Annotated in this window: 18 protein-coding genes; 8 read left to right on the top strand and 10 right to left on the bottom strand. The window is 71.0% G+C overall.

Annotated elements, in window-relative coordinates:
* Window positions 1–31: 31 nt before the first annotated feature.
* Both AB0300_RS14195 and AB0300_RS14190 read right to left on the bottom strand, forming a co-directional pair.
* Entirely contained in the window at window positions 32–565 is a 534-nt protein-coding gene (locus AB0300_RS14195; RefSeq protein ID WP_366216236.1) for a hypothetical protein, read from the bottom strand.
* Entirely contained in the window at window positions 558–1,316 is a 759-nt protein-coding gene (locus AB0300_RS14190) for a TnsA-like heteromeric transposase endonuclease subunit (protein WP_366216235.1), read from the bottom strand. Before AB0300_RS14190 ends, AB0300_RS14195 begins: the two co-directional genes overlap by 8 nt.
* 276 nt (window positions 1,317–1,592) lie before the next feature.
* Between AB0300_RS14190 and AB0300_RS14185 the strand changes: the two genes are divergently transcribed.
* The 3 genes from AB0300_RS14185 to AB0300_RS14175 all read left to right on the top strand — a co-directional run bounded on the left by AB0300_RS14185 (window position 1,593) and on the right by AB0300_RS14175 (window position 4,427).
* A complete protein-coding gene (locus tag AB0300_RS14185) occupies window positions 1,593–2,000 on the top strand; it encodes a metalloregulator ArsR/SmtB family transcription factor (RefSeq protein WP_366216234.1) in 408 nt (135 codons plus the stop codon).
* Between the two features lies 1 nt (window position 2,001).
* On the top strand, window positions 2,002–2,979 hold the full coding sequence (locus tag AB0300_RS14180; RefSeq protein ID WP_366216233.1) for an SRPBCC family protein: 978 nt from the start codon (window positions 2,002–2,004) through the stop codon (window positions 2,977–2,979).
* A 95-nt stretch (window positions 2,980–3,074) separates the two neighbouring features.
* A complete protein-coding gene (locus AB0300_RS14175) occupies window positions 3,075–4,427 on the top strand; it encodes an FAD-dependent oxidoreductase (RefSeq protein ID WP_249520932.1) in 1,353 nt (450 codons plus the stop codon).
* Here the strand turns inward: AB0300_RS14175 and AB0300_RS14170 are convergent.
* From AB0300_RS14170 to AB0300_RS14145, 6 genes are all read right to left on the bottom strand, one after another.
* Window positions 4,418–5,116, bottom strand: coding sequence for a Pr6Pr family membrane protein (locus AB0300_RS14170; RefSeq protein ID WP_366216232.1), 699 nt, complete (start codon window positions 5,114–5,116; stop codon window positions 4,418–4,420). The genes AB0300_RS14175 and AB0300_RS14170 overlap by 10 nt on opposite strands.
* 139 nt (window positions 5,117–5,255) lie before the next feature.
* The gene (locus tag AB0300_RS14165) at window positions 5,256–5,642 is read right to left on the bottom strand and encodes a DoxX family membrane protein (RefSeq protein ID WP_085604605.1); all 387 of its coding nucleotides are present in this window, start codon (window positions 5,640–5,642) and stop codon (window positions 5,256–5,258) included.
* A gap of 28 nt (window positions 5,643–5,670) precedes the next feature.
* Window positions 5,671–6,429 (bottom strand): ribonuclease H, encoded by a 759-nt coding sequence (locus AB0300_RS14160; protein WP_366216231.1) that lies wholly within the window; start codon window positions 6,427–6,429, stop codon window positions 5,671–5,673.
* Window positions 6,430–6,531: 102 nt separating this feature from the next.
* Complete coding sequence (locus tag AB0300_RS14155) at window positions 6,532–6,753, bottom strand: hypothetical protein (protein WP_366216230.1); 222 nt, start codon at window positions 6,751–6,753, stop codon at window positions 6,532–6,534.
* A gap of 103 nt (window positions 6,754–6,856) precedes the next feature.
* Window positions 6,857–7,168 carry a protealysin inhibitor emfourin gene (locus AB0300_RS14150; RefSeq protein WP_366216229.1) on the bottom strand — a complete coding sequence of 104 codons (312 nt, stop codon included), beginning with the start codon at window positions 7,166–7,168 and terminating at the stop codon, window positions 6,857–6,859.
* Window positions 7,143–8,213, bottom strand: a complete 1,071-nt coding sequence (locus AB0300_RS14145) for a M4 family metallopeptidase (RefSeq protein WP_366216228.1) — start codon at window positions 8,211–8,213, stop codon at window positions 7,143–7,145. The genes AB0300_RS14150 and AB0300_RS14145 overlap by 26 nt, the downstream gene beginning before the upstream one ends.
* Before the next feature lie 68 nt (window positions 8,214–8,281).
* Between AB0300_RS14145 and AB0300_RS14140 the strand changes: the two genes are divergently transcribed.
* Entirely contained in the window at window positions 8,282–9,799 is a 1,518-nt protein-coding gene (locus tag AB0300_RS14140; RefSeq protein WP_025104046.1) for an SDR family oxidoreductase, read from the top strand.
* Between the two features lie 70 nt (window positions 9,800–9,869).
* Here AB0300_RS14140 and AB0300_RS14135 read toward each other — a convergent pair whose 3' ends face one another.
* Together AB0300_RS14135 and AB0300_RS14130 are read right to left on the bottom strand one after the other, a co-directional pair.
* Window positions 9,870–10,961 carry a HAMP domain-containing sensor histidine kinase gene (locus AB0300_RS14135; RefSeq protein ID WP_303709694.1) on the bottom strand — a complete coding sequence of 364 codons (1,092 nt, stop codon included), beginning with the start codon at window positions 10,959–10,961 and terminating at the stop codon, window positions 9,870–9,872.
* Window positions 10,954–11,625 (bottom strand): response regulator transcription factor, encoded by a 672-nt coding sequence (locus AB0300_RS14130; RefSeq protein WP_126893752.1) that lies wholly within the window; start codon window positions 11,623–11,625, stop codon window positions 10,954–10,956. Before AB0300_RS14130 ends, AB0300_RS14135 begins: the two co-directional genes overlap by 8 nt.
* A gap of 87 nt (window positions 11,626–11,712) precedes the next feature.
* On the opposite strand from AB0300_RS14130, the gene AB0300_RS14125 reads away from it, so the two are divergent.
* From AB0300_RS14125 to AB0300_RS14110, 4 genes are read left to right on the top strand one after another with little or no spacing between them, the layout of a single operon-like run.
* Window positions 11,713–12,384 carry a M15 family metallopeptidase gene (locus AB0300_RS14125; RefSeq protein WP_303709695.1) on the top strand — a complete coding sequence of 224 codons (672 nt, stop codon included), beginning with the start codon at window positions 11,713–11,715 and terminating at the stop codon, window positions 12,382–12,384.
* The gene (gene alr / locus AB0300_RS14120; RefSeq protein ID WP_366216227.1) at window positions 12,381–13,502 is read left to right on the top strand and encodes an alanine racemase; all 1,122 of its coding nucleotides are present in this window, start codon (window positions 12,381–12,383) and stop codon (window positions 13,500–13,502) included. Before AB0300_RS14125 ends, alr begins: the two co-directional genes overlap by 4 nt.
* Entirely contained in the window at window positions 13,499–14,449 is a 951-nt protein-coding gene (locus AB0300_RS14115) for a D-alanine--D-alanine ligase (protein ID WP_366216226.1), read from the top strand. Before alr ends, AB0300_RS14115 begins: the two co-directional genes overlap by 4 nt.
* A gap of 42 nt (window positions 14,450–14,491) precedes the next feature.
* Complete coding sequence (locus AB0300_RS14110) at window positions 14,492–14,881, top strand: VOC family protein (protein WP_025104040.1); 390 nt, start codon at window positions 14,492–14,494, stop codon at window positions 14,879–14,881.
* The last annotated feature ends 10 nt before the right edge of the window (window positions 14,882–14,891 follow it).

Raw genomic sequence — 14,891 nt, 5'->3', positions numbered from 1 at the left:
GCTGCCCGAGGCCGCCTGGATCAACCAGCCCTCACAGGAGGCCCTCATACAGACCGCCTGACGGAATCTGTCTCACCCGCCTTGACACTTTCCGCTGGCCCTTTCGGTGCATCCTGGCGTTCAAACCCGCCACACCCTCGCTCTGATAGACCGTCCAGTAGTTGAACAGAGTTCGGCGTGTCCGGGCGAGGGATGTCCCTTCGAGTTCTGCGGTCTTCGCGGCGAGGCGCTGCTCTTGGGTTGTTCGAGTGATGTCGAACGCAGGTCGGGGTGCTGTAGCCGTCGAGCTCATGGGCTGCCCGCGAAAGATCTCGAGCAGGTGTAGTTCCATATCCAAGACGTCGGTCGGCCAGTCGTCTTGGACCGGCCGTGCCGCAGAGCGAGAGAGAGACACGCGTGGAGTCGCAAGGCGATGGAGCTCGGCGATCGACATGACGATCCAGTCGTCATCGGCGGCGGCGCGACGAAGTTTGGCGTCTCGGCCGTTGCGCACACTCACCAGTTCCCACGGTTCGTCGTCGATCTCGAAAAGACTCCCCGCGTCGAATGACGTCTCGTTATGCATCTTGCGTCCACCGTTCGATGACCGAGGTGTAAATGGTGTCGTTCCGCACCGGGGAGGTGAGGTCTACCGTGAGCAGCCGTCGCCACGCGAGGTTGTCGACCCATGCAGCGGCCAGGGGCGGGTAGTCAGGCGATGCGATTGCGCAGAGTGCTGAGCGGGTCTCCCCGTGGCGTGCCGCCTCGATGAGGAGCTGCTCGATGGCCGTTGTTGGCCTGCATCGGTCATGGCGGGACGCGGCGATGCAGTTCAAATTCCTACTCGCGCGTGGATGGTGTCCGGACAACACTTCGTAGTGCCATCCCATGCGTCGGCACACTCTTGCGGTCTCATCGAACTGCAGCCTCGCGTGCTCAGTGACCTGTGCGAGGGGCCGCACGTCCCACAACGAGTAGTCGCCGTCAGTAGTCAGTGCGAAGAAATCGGGAACGTGCGAGTCACCTGCCAGCTTCGAGTCGAAGCCGAAGTTGATGATCATCGGTTGTGACCAGACAAGATCTAGCTGCGCGCTGTAATCCAGCCAGAGAAGCTCCCATCGCTCCTGCTGAGACTCGCACCATACGTGCTCGCCACTTCGTTGCCAGTAATACGCCGCCGGCGTGAAACCATGACGGACTCCGCCTGACTTCCTGACTGGTTGCGGGTCGATGGATGCCCAGTCCATCTCTCCAAGCTCGGCGTCCGCGACGGCGAACTCTTCTCGGCTGATCGCAGTCCGCAACTCGAAGCCGTCGTCGTGGGGGACCCACTGCAACTCGGTGCGCCTTGATCTGCGGCGAGGTTTGATCGTTTGGAACGTAGCCCGTCTCAAGCGCTGTATACCCGTCCTCGTCAGCGCCTCGCCGAGCGCGGGGTGCTACGGAACACTCTGCCGATCTGCCGCCGGTTCCGAGGGTGGGCACGCCGCTTTACCGTGCACTTTGTGCAATTCAAGCGTGACAATGCAAGCTAAAGACGGCTTGTGCAAATTCAGCACGATTCCGACAAAAGTTCTTGACACGCTCGCGACGCGGGTCTAACGTACAACCAAATGGTTGCACAAAGGGAGTTGAGCGAAGCGGAGGTCGACCGTGTGTTCCACGCACTGGCGACGTCGACCCGGCGGGACATCCTGCGCCGGACGATCGAGCGGGAGCAGTCCGTCTCGACCCTCGCCTCCGAGTACGAGATGTCGTTCGCCGCGGTCCAGAAGCACGTGGCCGTGCTCGAGGCGGCGAACCTCATCGTCAAGCGCGCCGAGGGACGCGAGCGGCTCGTCCGCGCGAACCCCGAGATGATCGCCCGCGCCAGGGCGCTCCTCGCCCGATACGAAGAGTTGTGGCGGTCGCGCATCGCCCGGCTCGACGATCTCCTGGCCGAGCCCTCCCCGCCCGCGGGAAAGAGACCGGCCTCCACCGACCCCACCAGCAGTCAACGCACCGAATCGCAAGGAGACTGACATGCCTGTCACGGACATCATCACGGATGCCGAGAACCTCACCATGACCGTCGTCGCCGACCTCGCCGCGCCCGTCGAGCGCGTCTGGGCCGCCTACACCGACCCGCAGCAGCTCGAGCGGTTCTGGGGTCCTCCCGGCTGGCCGGCCACCTTCACCCGGTGGGACCACACCGTCGGCGGGCGGGCCGTCTACACGATGAACGGTCCCCGCGGGGAGAAGGCCTCCGGCACGTGGGAGTTCCTGGAAATCGACGCGCCGCGCAGCTTCACGGTGCTCGACTCGTTCGCCGACGAGGAGGGCACGCCGGATGCGAACCTCCCCTCCATGCGCATGACCTTCACGTTCGAGCCGACGGCCGAGGGCACGCGCATGGTCAACACGAGCCACTTCACGTCCGCCGAGGCGCTCGAGCAGGTCGTCGCGATGGGCGCCGTGGAGGGCACCCGGATGGCCATGGCCCAGCTCGACGCCGTGTTGCAGGACCTCCACGACTACGCCCAGGGCAAGGGCACCCGGGTGGAGCTGCTCGACGACACGCACGTGCGCATCACCCGCCTCGTCGAGGGTCCGCGCGAGCTGGTGTGGCGCGCCCACTTCGAGCCCGACCTCATCCGGCAGTGGATGCTCGGCCCGGACGGGTGGGAGATGACCGAGTGCGTGTCGGCGACCGAGGTCGGCCAGTCGTACCGGAACTCCTGGGCGCCCGTGGGCGACACGGAGGGTGAGCCGTTCGGATTCGAGGGGGAGGCACTGCTGATCGACGCCCCGAAGCGCGCCGTCACCACCGAGCGGATGCAGGGCATGCCGACCGAGACGCTCAACGACCTCAACCTCTACGAGGAGGACGGCGCGACCCTCGTCACGGTGCTCATCGAGTACCCCGACAAGGAGACGCGGGACATGATCCTCGCCACCGGCATGGCCGACGGCATGGAGGCCTCGTTCGCGCGACTGGAGCGGGAGCTGCTGTCCGTCTGACGCCCAGGCACTCGCGCCGGAACAGGCGGTTCTCGTGGAGAGCCGCCTGTTCCGGCGCTTCTGCCTGTGCGAAAGCGGGATAAAGTGGCGGCACGATGAGGATCACGCGCCGTACCCTGCTCCTCGGCGCCGGAGCCGGTGCCGTCTCGGTGCTTCTCGCCTCCTGCACCCCGGAGCCGGAACCGACGCCGACCCCCACCCGCACGCGCGAACCGGAGCCGCCGCCCGGTGTCCCCGCCCCGAGCGGGAGCGTCCGCAGCACCTGGACCACCGACCCCTTCGCCCGGGGCGCCGCGAGCTTCACTCCCGTGGGGGTGCTCGCCGCGACCCGTGCGGCGCTCGCGCAGCCCGTCGACGACCGGCTCTTCTTCGCGGGCGAGGCGACCGACGACGAGGCGCCGGGTACCGTCCGGGGAGCCCTGCGGTCGGGCCGCCGCGCCGCGCGGGAACTCACCGTCGCCGCCGAGGACGGCGAGCGGGTGGCCGTGATCGGCGCCGGGATCGCCGGAGCGACAGCCGCTGCGCAACTCGCGGAGGACGGCCTGCAGGTGACGGTGTTCGAAGCGCGCGACCGCGTCGGCGGCCGGATCCTCTCCCGCGCGGAGGATGACTGGCCGGTTCCGGTGCAGCTCGGCGCGTGGCTGTTCGGCGAGGCGGACGCGGAGCTTCTCGAGACGATCGACGAGGGGGACATGGACCTCGTCGACCTCGACGGGGCGCGGTGGCGCTCGGCCGAGGGCGATGTCGACCCCGTGGATCCGCAGCCGGTGGAGGCCGCGGTGACCACGGCGCAGTCCGCCCCGCAGGACTCCTCGGTGGCGGACGCCCTGGTGGCAGCCGGCATCGACCCGGAGGATCCCGCGACCGCCGCGCTCCTCGCGCTCCTCGCCGCACGGACCGGCGCGGACGCCGTCGACCTGTCGAGCTGGTTCGCCCCGCCACTCCCGGACGCGGCGCTGCAGGGGGTCGGCGACGACCTGACCCCGTTCATCGAGAGCACCCTGGACGGGGTGAAGGTGGGGCTCAGCTCGCCGGTCACGCGCCTCGCGTGGGACGACACCGGGGTGAGTGTGCGCCTCGGCACCGGGGAGGCCCTCTCCTTCGACCGGGTGCTGCTGACGGTGCCGCTCGGGGTGCTGCAGGAGCAGGCCATCGAGTTCGATCCGCCGCTGCCGTTCGACAACCGCGGCGCCGTCTCCGCGCTCGGCATGGGCGCCATCGAGACGGTGTGGCTGCGATGGGACGAGCCGTTCTGGGACGGTGACGAGGCGATCTGGCACGCGGTCGGCGACGACATCGCGATCCCTACGTGGATCAACCTCCGCCCCTCGACCGGCGAGAACGTGCTCGTCGGGATCGTGGGCGGTGCGGCGGCGCGGGACTTCGCGGAGCTCGGGGACGCGGAGGCCGTCGAGGCGGCGCTCGCGTCGCTGGCGCTCTACGCCTGAACCGGCTCGCGCGCGGCCTCGGCCGGAACGCGGTCCTCGGGAGGAGGCTCGGCAGGAGCGCGGTCCCACGGGTCCGGCAGGCGGCTGATGAGCACGAGCGCGGTCGCCACAGCGGCGAAGACGGCCAGCGCGATCGCGCAGGAGACGGTGAACTCGACGGGACCGCTCACCTGCCGCGGGTCGAGGAAGTAGTACGGGTACCAGCCGATCAGCGGTCCGCGGATGAGCGTCGCGACGCCCCACACCACCGGGTAGGCCAGGGTCACCGGTATCACGCGCCACGGCACCGCCCGATGCCCCGGGGCCAGGGCCCAGGCCGCGACGGTCACCGCGGGCAGCCAGAAGTGCAGCACCTGATCCGACCACGGCACGTCGATGCGGATGCCCCGGACTCCGGCCTGCCAGACGAGGATCGCGAACACGAGTCCCGCCGTGATCGTCCAGGTGAGCACGAGGGCGAGGGCCACCGTGAGCCACCGCGGGTCGCGGGCTCTCCGCAGCGCGAGGACTCCGGCGATGGTGAGGAGGACGACGAAGGCGATGTTCGACTGGTTCGTCAGGTACGCGAAGAAGTTCTGGCTCGCGATGGTGTTCGACGCGAGTCCCCACGCGAGGCGGTGGATCAGCGCGATGAGGCAGACGGCGGCGGCGGTGAGCCGGAGCAGGCCGAAGACGGTGCGCCTGCTCACCGTCGCCTCGTCCTTTCCGCCATCCGCCGAGTCTACGGAGCCGAGCCGGGATGACGCCGCATCAGGCCGTCGCGCGGGTTCAGGCGCGGGTGGGCGTGGGGGCCTGTTCTCGCGGGAACGCCTGCTCTCGCGGGGTGGATCAATGGCGCGGGGCGCGCGTCGACCACAGGGCCAGCGCGATGAGCGCCGGCTGGAAGAACAGACGCACGAAGCGCTTCATGTCGGTGTCGAGGCCGAAGCCGTCGCGATGATGCATCCACTGCGCCACGTTGCCCGGGAAGACCGCGGCGAAGAAGAGCGCGGCGACGGTGCCGACCGTGCGACGGCGGCGTCGGGCGAAGAGGAGAGCGGAGCCGAGCGCGACCTCGGCGACGCCGGACGCGAGCACCGTGGTGTCGGGGTCGAGCGGCAGCGATTCCGGCACCTGAGCCTGGAATTCCTCGCGGGCGAACGTGAGGTGGGAGACGCCGGCGAACACGAGCGAGGCGCCGAGGAAGATCCGGCCGATGGTGCGGGGAGTCGACATGGTGCGAGTGTACGCCTCGGGGTCTCCGTCAGATCAGGCGGCGAAGTGCTTCTTCGAGGGTGATGCCCTGCGCTTCGGCGCGGTCCCGGAGGCGCGCGTGCTCGTCGGGGGACAGCGGGAGCTGGAGCACGATGGGGTCGTCCTGCGCGAGGTCGAGTCCGTCGAGGAGGTCGGAGGTCTCGGCCCACAGCGGCGCGGCGAACTCCGCCTCCGCGGCGGGGGTCGAGGTGCGGGAGGAGGCTGTCGTCGAGGCGGATGCCGGGGCTTCGGCGGCGGCAGCGGCGACCGGGGCGGAGGCGGCGACGGCGGCTCCGGCATCGGTCGCGCGGGTGAACCCGGGGCCTCGACGCGGCTCCTGCTTCTGCTGATAGGCCTTGGCGGCGGCGTTCGCGCGCTCGTCGGCGGCTTCGTTCAGCGGGTGTCCGGCGTGGCCTTTGACCCAGGAGAACTCGACGTCCCGACCGCGCATGGCTTCGTCGATCCCCTCGAGGAGGTCGCGGTTCAGCACGGGCCCGCCGTCGGACTTCCGCCACCCGCGGCGCTTCCAGCCGGGCATCCACTTCGTCACGGAGTCGATCACGTAGCGGCTGTCGCACTCGATCAGGAGCTTCTCGTCGGTGCCGGCCGTCGCCCGGAGCAGCTCGAGGACGGCGCGGAGCTCGCCCTGGTTGTTCGTGCCGTGCGGGGAGCCGCCGGCCGCCCAGTTCGCGTCGTCGATGTACCAGGCCCAGCCGTTCGGGCCGGGGTTGCCCAGGGCGGAGCCGTCTGCGGCGGCGGTGATGGTCATCCGTCCACCGTATCGCTGGCCGCGGACGCACTTTCGCGCCGCGGTCGCACGGAGTGGTCCGGAATCTGCGACGGGAGTGCGAAACAGCGACGCCGCGCGGCGTCAGTCCTCGGGGTCGGCGTTCTCGGTGCTCGCGGCCTCGGGGGCGGGTGGGGCGACGGGGAACACGATGGAGCTCACCGAGGACGGGTTGTCGAGGCCGAGGGCCAGCGGGTCGACCGTCGGCGCGGCGTCGAGCGTGTCTGCGGCCGAAGTCTCGAGAGGTTCAGAGGGGAGTCCCCACTGCTTCTCTTCCTCCTCCGGTCGCTGCTGGAAGAGTCCCATGTGTCCATTGTCGCCCCCGGGCGGCGCGGGGTCGCGGTTTCCCACCGAGGTCGCAGGGATCGGGCGGCATCCTGCGACGGGAGTGCGAATCTCCGACCGCGGCTCACTCCGAGCGCGCCGCCTCCCGCACCGCATCGATGAGGGTGCGCCACGGGCCGTCCACGGCGGAGTCGGGCAGCTCCCGCTCCCGGCGCTCGGACGGGGTGCGGGCGCGGATGCTCCAGACGAACCGGTCGGCCCCGGACTCCGTGTCGACGTCGTCGTCCCAGGGGCAGCTGTCGATGAGGCCGATCCATTCCTCGGCGTCCGGCGGCTCGGCCTCCACACGCCACTGGCGACGGATGCCGGCGAGACCTCCCGAGCGCACGACGGCGATGACGACGGGGGCGTCAGGCGGCGTCGGGTCCTCGGTCACCCTCATAGACTCCCACGGTCGTCCACGCGCGTCGAGCGGCGGCGACCGTCTCCTGATCGACGGAGGCTGCGGCGGCGACCGTGGCATCGGCGAACTCGGTGAAGGTCGCGGTGCTCGACAGTCCGCCGGTGAGTGCCCGGTACCAGACCGTTCCGGCGCGCTCCCAGGCGTTGCCCCCGAGGTCGAGGGCGAAGAGGGCGAAGGCGCGGTTCGGGATGCCGGAGTTGATGTGCACGCCCCCGTTGTCCTCGGTGGTGCGCACGAATCCGCTCATGTGGTCCGGCTGCGGGTCTTTCCCGAGTTCATCGTCGTCGTAGGCCGTGCCCGGCGCGATCATGGAGCGCAGGGCTGAGCCCTCCACCGCATCCGTGAAGATCTCCGCCCCGATGAGCCAGCTCGCCTGGTCGGCGGACTGCCCCAGGGCGTACTGCTCGGTGAGGGCGCCGAACACGTCGGCCACGGACTCGTTCAGTGCGCCCGGCTGGCCCTGATACTCCAGGTTCGCCGTGTGCTGCACGACACCGTGGGCGAGCTCATGCCCGATCACGGTGAGCGAGCCGGTGAAGTGCTGGAACACCTCGCCGTCGCCGTCGCCGAACACCATGCGCTCGCCGTCCCAGAACGCGTTGTCGTAGTCGACGCCGTAGTGGACGGTCGCGTCGAGAGGAGCGCCGGCGTCGTCGAGCGAGTTGCGGCCGAACGCGGAGAGCAGCATCTCGAATGTCGCGCCCAGGCCGTCGAACGCCTCGTTGACGGCGGTGTCGGCGACGGGCTCATCGTCTTCCGTGCGGACCACGGCCCCCGGGAGCTGCTGGGTGTTGCCGGCGTCGCTGATCGTGCGGTTCGGCGCATCGGAGAGCTGCGCGACGAGGTCGCCGTTCTCGTCGATGGAGAGGTCGATGCGCGCGCGGAACGGCGGGCGCCCCGCGGTGAGCGTCTGTCGGGCGGCGGCGGCGGCCTTCGGGAACCGACCCGACTCCGCCAGCCGGGCGAGCAGGTAGGAGGGGACGACGCCGGGATGCGGGAAGGATTCTGCGCTGCTCATGCGTCGACCCTACGCCGGGGCGCGGACACAGCAGGAGACCCCCAGGACGGTCGCGTAAAATCGGCCTAATGACCGACGCGCCCGACGCCACCCCCGACCTGGGCCCCGGCATCGACCCCGACGACCTCGCCACGACGCTGCGCGTCCTCGCCGAGCTGCACACCATCGACAACGAGCACCCCGACTTCGTGGCCGTGCGCCACGCGACGGCAGCCATGTTCAAGGCCGTCAAGCGCGTGCGGCGCAAGGAGATCCGGGATGCGATCGCCGAGGCGGACAAGGCCGTCGTCGCCCGCACCGCCACCGGCGCCCCCGACCGCATCGACGACGAGACGCGCGGGCACGACCTCGCGTCCCGTGTGATCGACGCCCCCATCGCCGGCGAGCTCCTCAAGCCGCGCAACTGCTACATCTGCAAGCAGCCGTACACGCTCGTCGACGCGTTCTACCACCAGCTCTGCCCGGACTGCGCCCGCTTCAGCCACGGCAAGCGCACCGCCCGCACCGACCTCACCGGAAAGCGCGCGCTGCTCACCGGCGGCCGCGCGAAGATCGGCATGCACATCGCGCTGCGCCTCCTCCGCGACGGTGCGCACACCACGATCACCACCCGGTTCCCGCGTGACGCCGTGCGGCGGTTCTCGGCCCTCCCGGACGCGGGCGACTGGCTGCACCGGCTGCGCGTGGTCGGCATCGACCTCCGCGACCCCGCCCAGGTGATCGGGCTCGCCGACTCGGTCGCCGCGCAGGGCCCGCTCGACATCCTCATCAACAACGCCGCGCAGACGGTCCGCCGCTCGCCGGGGGCGTACTCGCTGCTCGCCGACGCGGAGCTCCAGCCGCTGCCGGACGGTCCGCTGCCGGAGATGGAGACATTCGGGCACACCGTCGACCCGCACCCGCAGGCGCTGCAGGCCTCGGTCGACGCGCATCCGCTGCTGTCGGTCGCGGCGCTCGGCGGCACGGTCGCGGAGCAGGGGGGACAGGCGCTCACGGCCGAAGACCTCGCGCGGCTCGCGATGGCCCCCGGCTCCTCCTCGCTCGAGAAGCACGCGGACGGCACGGCGATCGATGCGGGCGGCCTCGTGCCGGACGTGAACCGCGTCAACAGCTGGGTGCAGTCCGTGGATCAGGTCGATCCGCTGGAGATGCTCGAGGTGCAGCTCGCCAACACGACCGCGCCGTTCCTGCTCATCAGCCGGCTGCGGGCGTCGATGGCCGCGTCGTCGTCGCGCCGGAAGTACGTCGTGAACGTCTCCGCCATGGAGGGACAGTTCTCCCGCCGTTACAAGGGCCCGGGCCACCCGCACACCAACATGGCGAAGGCCGCGCTGAACATGCTGACCCGCACGAGCGCGGGGGAGATGTTGGAGAAGGACGGCATCCTCATGACCGCCGTCGACACCGGCTGGATCACCGACGAGCGCCCGCACTACACGAAGGTGCGCCTCGCGGAGGAGGGCTTCCACGCCCCGCTCGACCTGGTCGACGGCGCCGCCCGGGTGTACGACCCCATCGTGCGCGGCGAGGCCGGCGAGGACATCCACGGCGTCTTCCTCAAGGACTACGAGCCCAGCCCCTGGTGACGCCCGTTCGAATCGCCTGAATGGTTCCATCCGGAGCCGGAAAAGGGCCAAACGGGCGATTCGAAAACCGTCAGCCGGGGTAGGGGTGCGGGAACCAGACCGTCACGATGAGGCCTCCGCCGGTGCGGGGCGTCAGCACGAGGGTGCCGCCGTGGGTCTGCGTGATGCGCTGCACGATCGCGAGGCCGAGACCCACCCCGGCGTGCTCCGTCCCGCGCGTGCGCTCGGTGCCGCGCTGGAAGGGCTCGACGAGCGTCGCGACCTGGGAGGCGTGCAGCTCCGCACCCGTGTTCTCCACGACGAGGGCCACCGCGTGCGGGAGGGAATGGGTGCGCACCGCCACGGAACCGCCGCCGTCGCTGCGGTTGTGGACGATCGCGTTGGCGACGAGGTTCATGACGAGCTGCGGCAGCAGGGCGGAGGAGCCGAGCACGGTCGCCGGCACGCCGGACACCTCCACCTCGACCCCGCGGCGGTCGGCGAGCGGCAGGAGGGCCTCGACGGATTCCTCTGCCAGGAGCGACAGATCGACGAGCGTCCGCGGGAAGGTGCGCTGATCCGCTCTGCTCAGCAGCAGCAGCGCCTCGGTGAGGTCGATCGCGCGCGTGTTCACCTCGTGGAGCCGGTCGATCAGGGCGTCGACGTCGCGGTCGGGATCGGTGCGGGCCACGTCGAGGAGCGTCTGCGAGATGGCCAAGGGCGTGCGCAGTTCGTGCGAGGCGTTCGCGGCGAAGCGCTGCTGCTCGGCGACGTGCGCCTCCAGCTGCTCCAGCATCGTGTCGAAGACGTCGGCGAGGTCGCGGAACTCGTCGCTCGGGCCCTCCATGCGGATCCGGTGCGACAGGGAGCCCTGCGCCGCGAGCCGTGCGGCGTCGCCGATGCGGTCGAGAGGCGCCAGCATCCGTCCGGCGAGCAGCCAGCCGCCGCCGAGACCGATCGCGAGCAGGGCGACCATCACCATCGCGGCGACGGGTACGAACGCCCGGATCAGATCCGAGCGGTTGGGGACGAAGAACTCGACGACGGGGATCTGCACATCCGGCACGTAGCGCAGGAGATAGAGCGCCACGGCGCCGAGCAGCAGGAGCCCGGAGACGACGACGATGCCCGCGTAGCTCAGGGTCAGCTTGAGGCGGACGCTGAGGCCGCGCCGCCTAGGCATCCGCGTCGGCCCCGATGCGGTAGCCGACGCCGGGCACCGTGAGGATCAGCCACGGCTCGCCGAGGCGCTTGCGCAGCGAGGACACGGTGATGCGGACGGCGTTCGTGAACGGGTCGGCGTTCTCGTCCCACGCCCGCTCCAGCAGCTCCTCGGCGCTGACCACGCCGCCCTCGGCATCGACGAGCACCTCCAGTACGGCGAACTGCTTCCGGGTGAGGGCGACGTACCGGCCGTCGCGGTAGACCTCGCGGCGGAAGGGGTCCAGGCGCAGCCCGGCGAGTTCCAGCACCGGTGGCCGCGCGCGCTGTCGGCGGCGGTCGAGGGCACGCAGCCGCAGCACCAGCTCCCGCAGCTCGAACGGCTTGGTGAGGTAGTCGTCGGCGCCGAGCTCGAACCCGGAGGCCTTGTCGTCGAGGCGGTCGGCGGCCGTGAGCATGAGGATGGGGATGCCGCTGCCCGAGGCGACGATCCACCGCGCGATGTCGTCTCCGGACGGGCCCGGCACGTCGCGGTCGAGGATCGCGATGTCGTACGCGTTGATGCTCAGGAGCTCGAGCGCGGTGTCGCCGTCGCCGGCGATGTCGGCCGCGATCGCCTCCAGTCGCAGCCCGTCGCGGACCGCCTCGGCGAGGTAGGGCTCGTCCTCGACGATCAGCACACGCATGGCAGTGATCCTACGCAGTGCGGCATATCGCCGGTGTATGGAAAAGGCCATACGCCGTGGCAACCGCGGGCTCTCTTCACTGGAAGCATGAACGACCTCCGCACCCCCCGAGCCGTCCGTGCCCGGCGCCGTCGGCGGATTGCCACCACGGCCTCCGTGCTGGCGCTCGCCGTGGTCGCCGCCGTCGCCGTGCAGCAGTCGCTGTCGGCCGCGTTCGCCGAGACCGCCCCGATCGTCACGCCCGCCACCACCGGTTCCGATTCCGAGCCGCACGCGCCGACCGGATCGGTGCTCGCCCCGAGCGAGGCCGATGGCGTGATCCGCGACGGCGACCAGCCCACGGTGTTCGATGTCGACAGGGTCGCCGTCGGCAACCTCGACCCCGCCCTGCTCGACGCCCTCCAGCGCGCCGCCTCCGATGCGGAGGCCGACGGGGTGACGTTCCTCGTGAACAGCGGATGGCGTTCGGCGGCCCTGCAGGAGCAGCTGCTCCGCGACGCCATCGACGACTACGGCTCGGAGGAGGAGGCGCGCCGCTGGGTGGCGACCGCGGAGACCTCGGCGCACGTCTCCGGCGACGCGGTCGACCTCGGTCCCCTGCCCACTCTCGACTGGCTCACGCAGCGCGGATGGCGGTACGGCCTCTGCCAGACCTACGGCAACGAGTCCTGGCACTACGAGCTGCGACCGGAGGCCGTCGATGACGGCTGTCCCGCCCAGTACGCCGACCCCACCGAAGACCCGAGGATGCAGCGATGACGGCCCTGCTCGCGGAGGGGATGACCCTGTCCCGCCTCCACGCACCGACACTATCCACCCTTCCGGCCGCCGTGACCGAGAACCTCCGCCGCGTGCGGGAGGCCGCCGCGGTACCCGTCATGGCCGTGGTCAAGGCCGACGCGTACGGTCATGGCATGGTGGCCGTGGCGACCGCCGCCGTGGCCGCGGGGGCCGAGTGGCTCGGGGTCACCGACGTCGCCGAGGGGGTCGCGCTGCGCGAGGCCGGACTGCGCGTGCCGATCCTCGCCTGGCTGCACCCCGCGGGCATCGACGCGCCGCGCGCGGCCGCCGCCGGGGTCGACCTGGCCGTGGGCTCCGTCGAGGAGCTGCGTCAGCTCGCGGCCGATGCCGCCGCTCCGGTGCGTGTGCATCTGCATCTCGACACCGGGATGGCGCGGGGAGGGTGCCCCCTGGAGGACTGGGATGCGCTGCTGCGCACGGCGCGGGCGGCCCGCGGCCGGATCGAGGTCGTCGGGGTCATGGGGCACCTCCCCTGCGCCGACGCCGCGGACCCGCGGGCGAATGCGGCCGCGGTGCTGCGGATGCGCCAGGGGAGGGACGCGGTCCTGCGTGCCGGCTTCGGACCCCTGCTCGCGCATCTCGCGGCGACCTCGGGCGCCCTGACCGATCCCGCGACGCACTTCGACATGGTGCGGGTGGGGGCCGCCCTCGTGGGGATCGACCCGTCCGAGACGGTCTCGCTGGTCGGGGCCTCGCGTCTCACCGCACCCGTGGTGCACAGCGCCGCCGTGCCGGCCGGCACCGTCGTGGGCTATGGCGGGACGCACACGACGGCGGCGGCCACGCACCTGAGCGTGGTGGGCGTCGGATACGCCGACGGGGTCCCGCGGGAGATCGCGCCGGGCGCGGGGGTGGAGATCGGAGGGGAACGGCACCCGATCGTCGGCCGGGTGTCGATGGATCAGATCGTCGTCGACACCGGGGGGAGGGCGTTCCCCCGAGGAGCGGTCGCGACGGTGTTCGGGCCGGACGGCGGCGCGGTGCCGTCGGTGCAGGAGTGGGCGCGGTGGGCGGACACCATCCCGCACACCATCGTCACGGGCATCGGCCCGCGGGTGAAGAGGAGCGTGGCATGACGATGAGGGTCCTGGTCATCGGAGGGGGACAGAATCCCGAGCACGAGGTGTCGCTCGCCTCGGCGGCCGCGGTCGCCGCGGCGCTGCGGTTGGGGGGACACACCGTCACGACCGTGACGATCGATCGAGACGGCGTGTGGCGGGCCGACGGCATCCCGCCCGGCGTGAGTCCGGCGTCGTCGTTGCAGCAGGCCCTGCCGCTGCTCGCGGCGAGCGACGTCGTGTTCCCCGCGGTGCACGGTGCGCTCGGGGAGGACGGCGCCCTCGCGGCGCTGTGCGCGCTCGCCGGGGTTCCCGTGGTCGGCTCCGCGTTGGGAGCGGGCGCGCTCGGCATGGACAAGTGGGCCACGAAGCTCGTGGCCCAGGCTGTCGGGCTGCGCACCGCCCGGGGGCGGCTCGTCGCCGCGGAGGACATCGGCGACGTGGAGTTCGAGGGCGCCGTCGTGGTCAAGCCGGTGACGGCCGGCTCGAGCCACGGCGTGAGCCTGGTGACGGAGGAGGGCGACCTGCTCACCGCGCTGCGGGGGGCGGCGCGCTTCGACCGGCGGATCCTGGTCGAAGAGGTCGTGCATGCACGGGAGATCGACGTCGCCGTGCTGCGGGAGAAGGGCGGGGTGCGGTGGGCCGCCCCGCCCCTGGAGATCCACGCGCCCGGGCTCTTCGACACCGCGACGAAGTATGACGGCACGGCCCGGTTCACGGTTCCCGCGCAGCTCGATGCGGCCGCCACGACGGCGCTCAAACGCGCCGCGATCGCGATGTTCGACGCCCTGGGGTGCGACGGGGTCGCCCGCATGGACTTCTTCCTCACGGACGAGGGTCCGGTGCTCAACGAGGTCAACACGATGCCGGGGCTGACCGCCGCCTCCCAGGTGCCGCGGATGTTCGCGGCGGCTGGGGTGGACTACGTCGACCTCGTGGGCCGGCTCGTGCGCGCGGCCGTGTGAGAGGGGGTCGACAGGGCGCCTGCGGAGGCGGATGCTGGGGACATGGCAGCCTTCACAGCGGAGAACGCGTTCAGCGGTTTCAGCGTCGACGACATCGACGCGGCGAGAGAGTTCTACGGCACGACCCTCGGGCTCGACGTCGAGGTCAACGCGATGGGGTTCCTCGACCTGCGTCTGCCTCGCGGCGGGTCGGTCCTCGTCTACGCGAAGCCGAACCACACCCCGGCGAGCTTCACGATCCTGAACTTCCCAGTGGCGGACGTCGACGCCGCCGTCGAGGAGCTCAACGAGCGCGGGGTGCAGACCAAGATCTACGGCGACGACGAGTTCCCGTCGGACTCCCGCGGCATCGTCAGGGGGAACGGGCAGGGACCCGACATCGCGTGGTTCCGCGACCCGGCGGGCAACGTGCTCGCCGTCATGCAGGCCTGACGGGGCCCGC

Origin of the sequence: Microbacterium sp. NPDC078814, assembly GCF_040702645.1 — a bacterium.
Lineage (GTDB): Bacteria > Actinomycetota > Actinomycetes > Actinomycetales > Microbacteriaceae > Microbacterium.
Note: the sequence above shows the minus strand (reverse complement) of the source record. Positions and strands in the feature narration are given on the sequence as shown.

What these genes read in the sequence shown, in the direction of transcription:
- AB0300_RS14195 (WP_366216236.1), bottom strand. Translation starts at nt 565, where the DNA reads ATGCATAACGAGACGTCATTCGACGCGGGGAGTCTTTTCGAGATCGAC.
- AB0300_RS14185 (WP_366216234.1), top strand. Translation starts at nt 1,593, where the DNA reads ATGGTTGCACAAAGGGAGTTGAGCGAAGCGGAGGTCGACCGTGTGTTC.
- AB0300_RS14180 (WP_366216233.1), top strand. Translation starts at nt 2,002, where the DNA reads ATGCCTGTCACGGACATCATCACGGATGCCGAGAACCTCACCATGACC.
- AB0300_RS14175 (WP_249520932.1), top strand. Translation starts at nt 3,075, where the DNA reads ATGAGGATCACGCGCCGTACCCTGCTCCTCGGCGCCGGAGCCGGTGCC.
- AB0300_RS14165 (WP_085604605.1), bottom strand. Translation starts at nt 5,642, where the DNA reads ATGTCGACTCCCCGCACCATCGGCCGGATCTTCCTCGGCGCCTCGCTC.
- AB0300_RS14160 (WP_366216231.1), bottom strand. Translation starts at nt 6,429, where the DNA reads ATGACCATCACCGCCGCCGCAGACGGCTCCGCCCTGGGCAACCCCGGC.
- AB0300_RS14155 (WP_366216230.1), bottom strand. Translation starts at nt 6,753, where the DNA reads ATGGGACTCTTCCAGCAGCGACCGGAGGAGGAAGAGAAGCAGTGGGGA.
- AB0300_RS14145 (WP_366216228.1), bottom strand. Translation starts at nt 8,213, where the DNA reads ATGAGCAGCGCAGAATCCTTCCCGCATCCCGGCGTCGTCCCCTCCTAC.
- AB0300_RS14140 (WP_025104046.1), top strand. Translation starts at nt 8,282, where the DNA reads ATGACCGACGCGCCCGACGCCACCCCCGACCTGGGCCCCGGCATCGAC.
- AB0300_RS14135 (WP_303709694.1), bottom strand. Translation starts at nt 10,961, where the DNA reads ATGCCTAGGCGGCGCGGCCTCAGCGTCCGCCTCAAGCTGACCCTGAGC.
- AB0300_RS14130 (WP_126893752.1), bottom strand. Translation starts at nt 11,625, where the DNA reads ATGCGTGTGCTGATCGTCGAGGACGAGCCCTACCTCGCCGAGGCGGTC.
- AB0300_RS14125 (WP_303709695.1), top strand. Translation starts at nt 11,713, where the DNA reads ATGAACGACCTCCGCACCCCCCGAGCCGTCCGTGCCCGGCGCCGTCGG.
- alr (WP_366216227.1), top strand. Translation starts at nt 12,381, where the DNA reads ATGACGGCCCTGCTCGCGGAGGGGATGACCCTGTCCCGCCTCCACGCA.
- AB0300_RS14115 (WP_366216226.1), top strand. Translation starts at nt 13,499, where the DNA reads ATGACGATGAGGGTCCTGGTCATCGGAGGGGGACAGAATCCCGAGCAC.
- AB0300_RS14110 (WP_025104040.1), top strand. Translation starts at nt 14,492, where the DNA reads ATGGCAGCCTTCACAGCGGAGAACGCGTTCAGCGGTTTCAGCGTCGAC.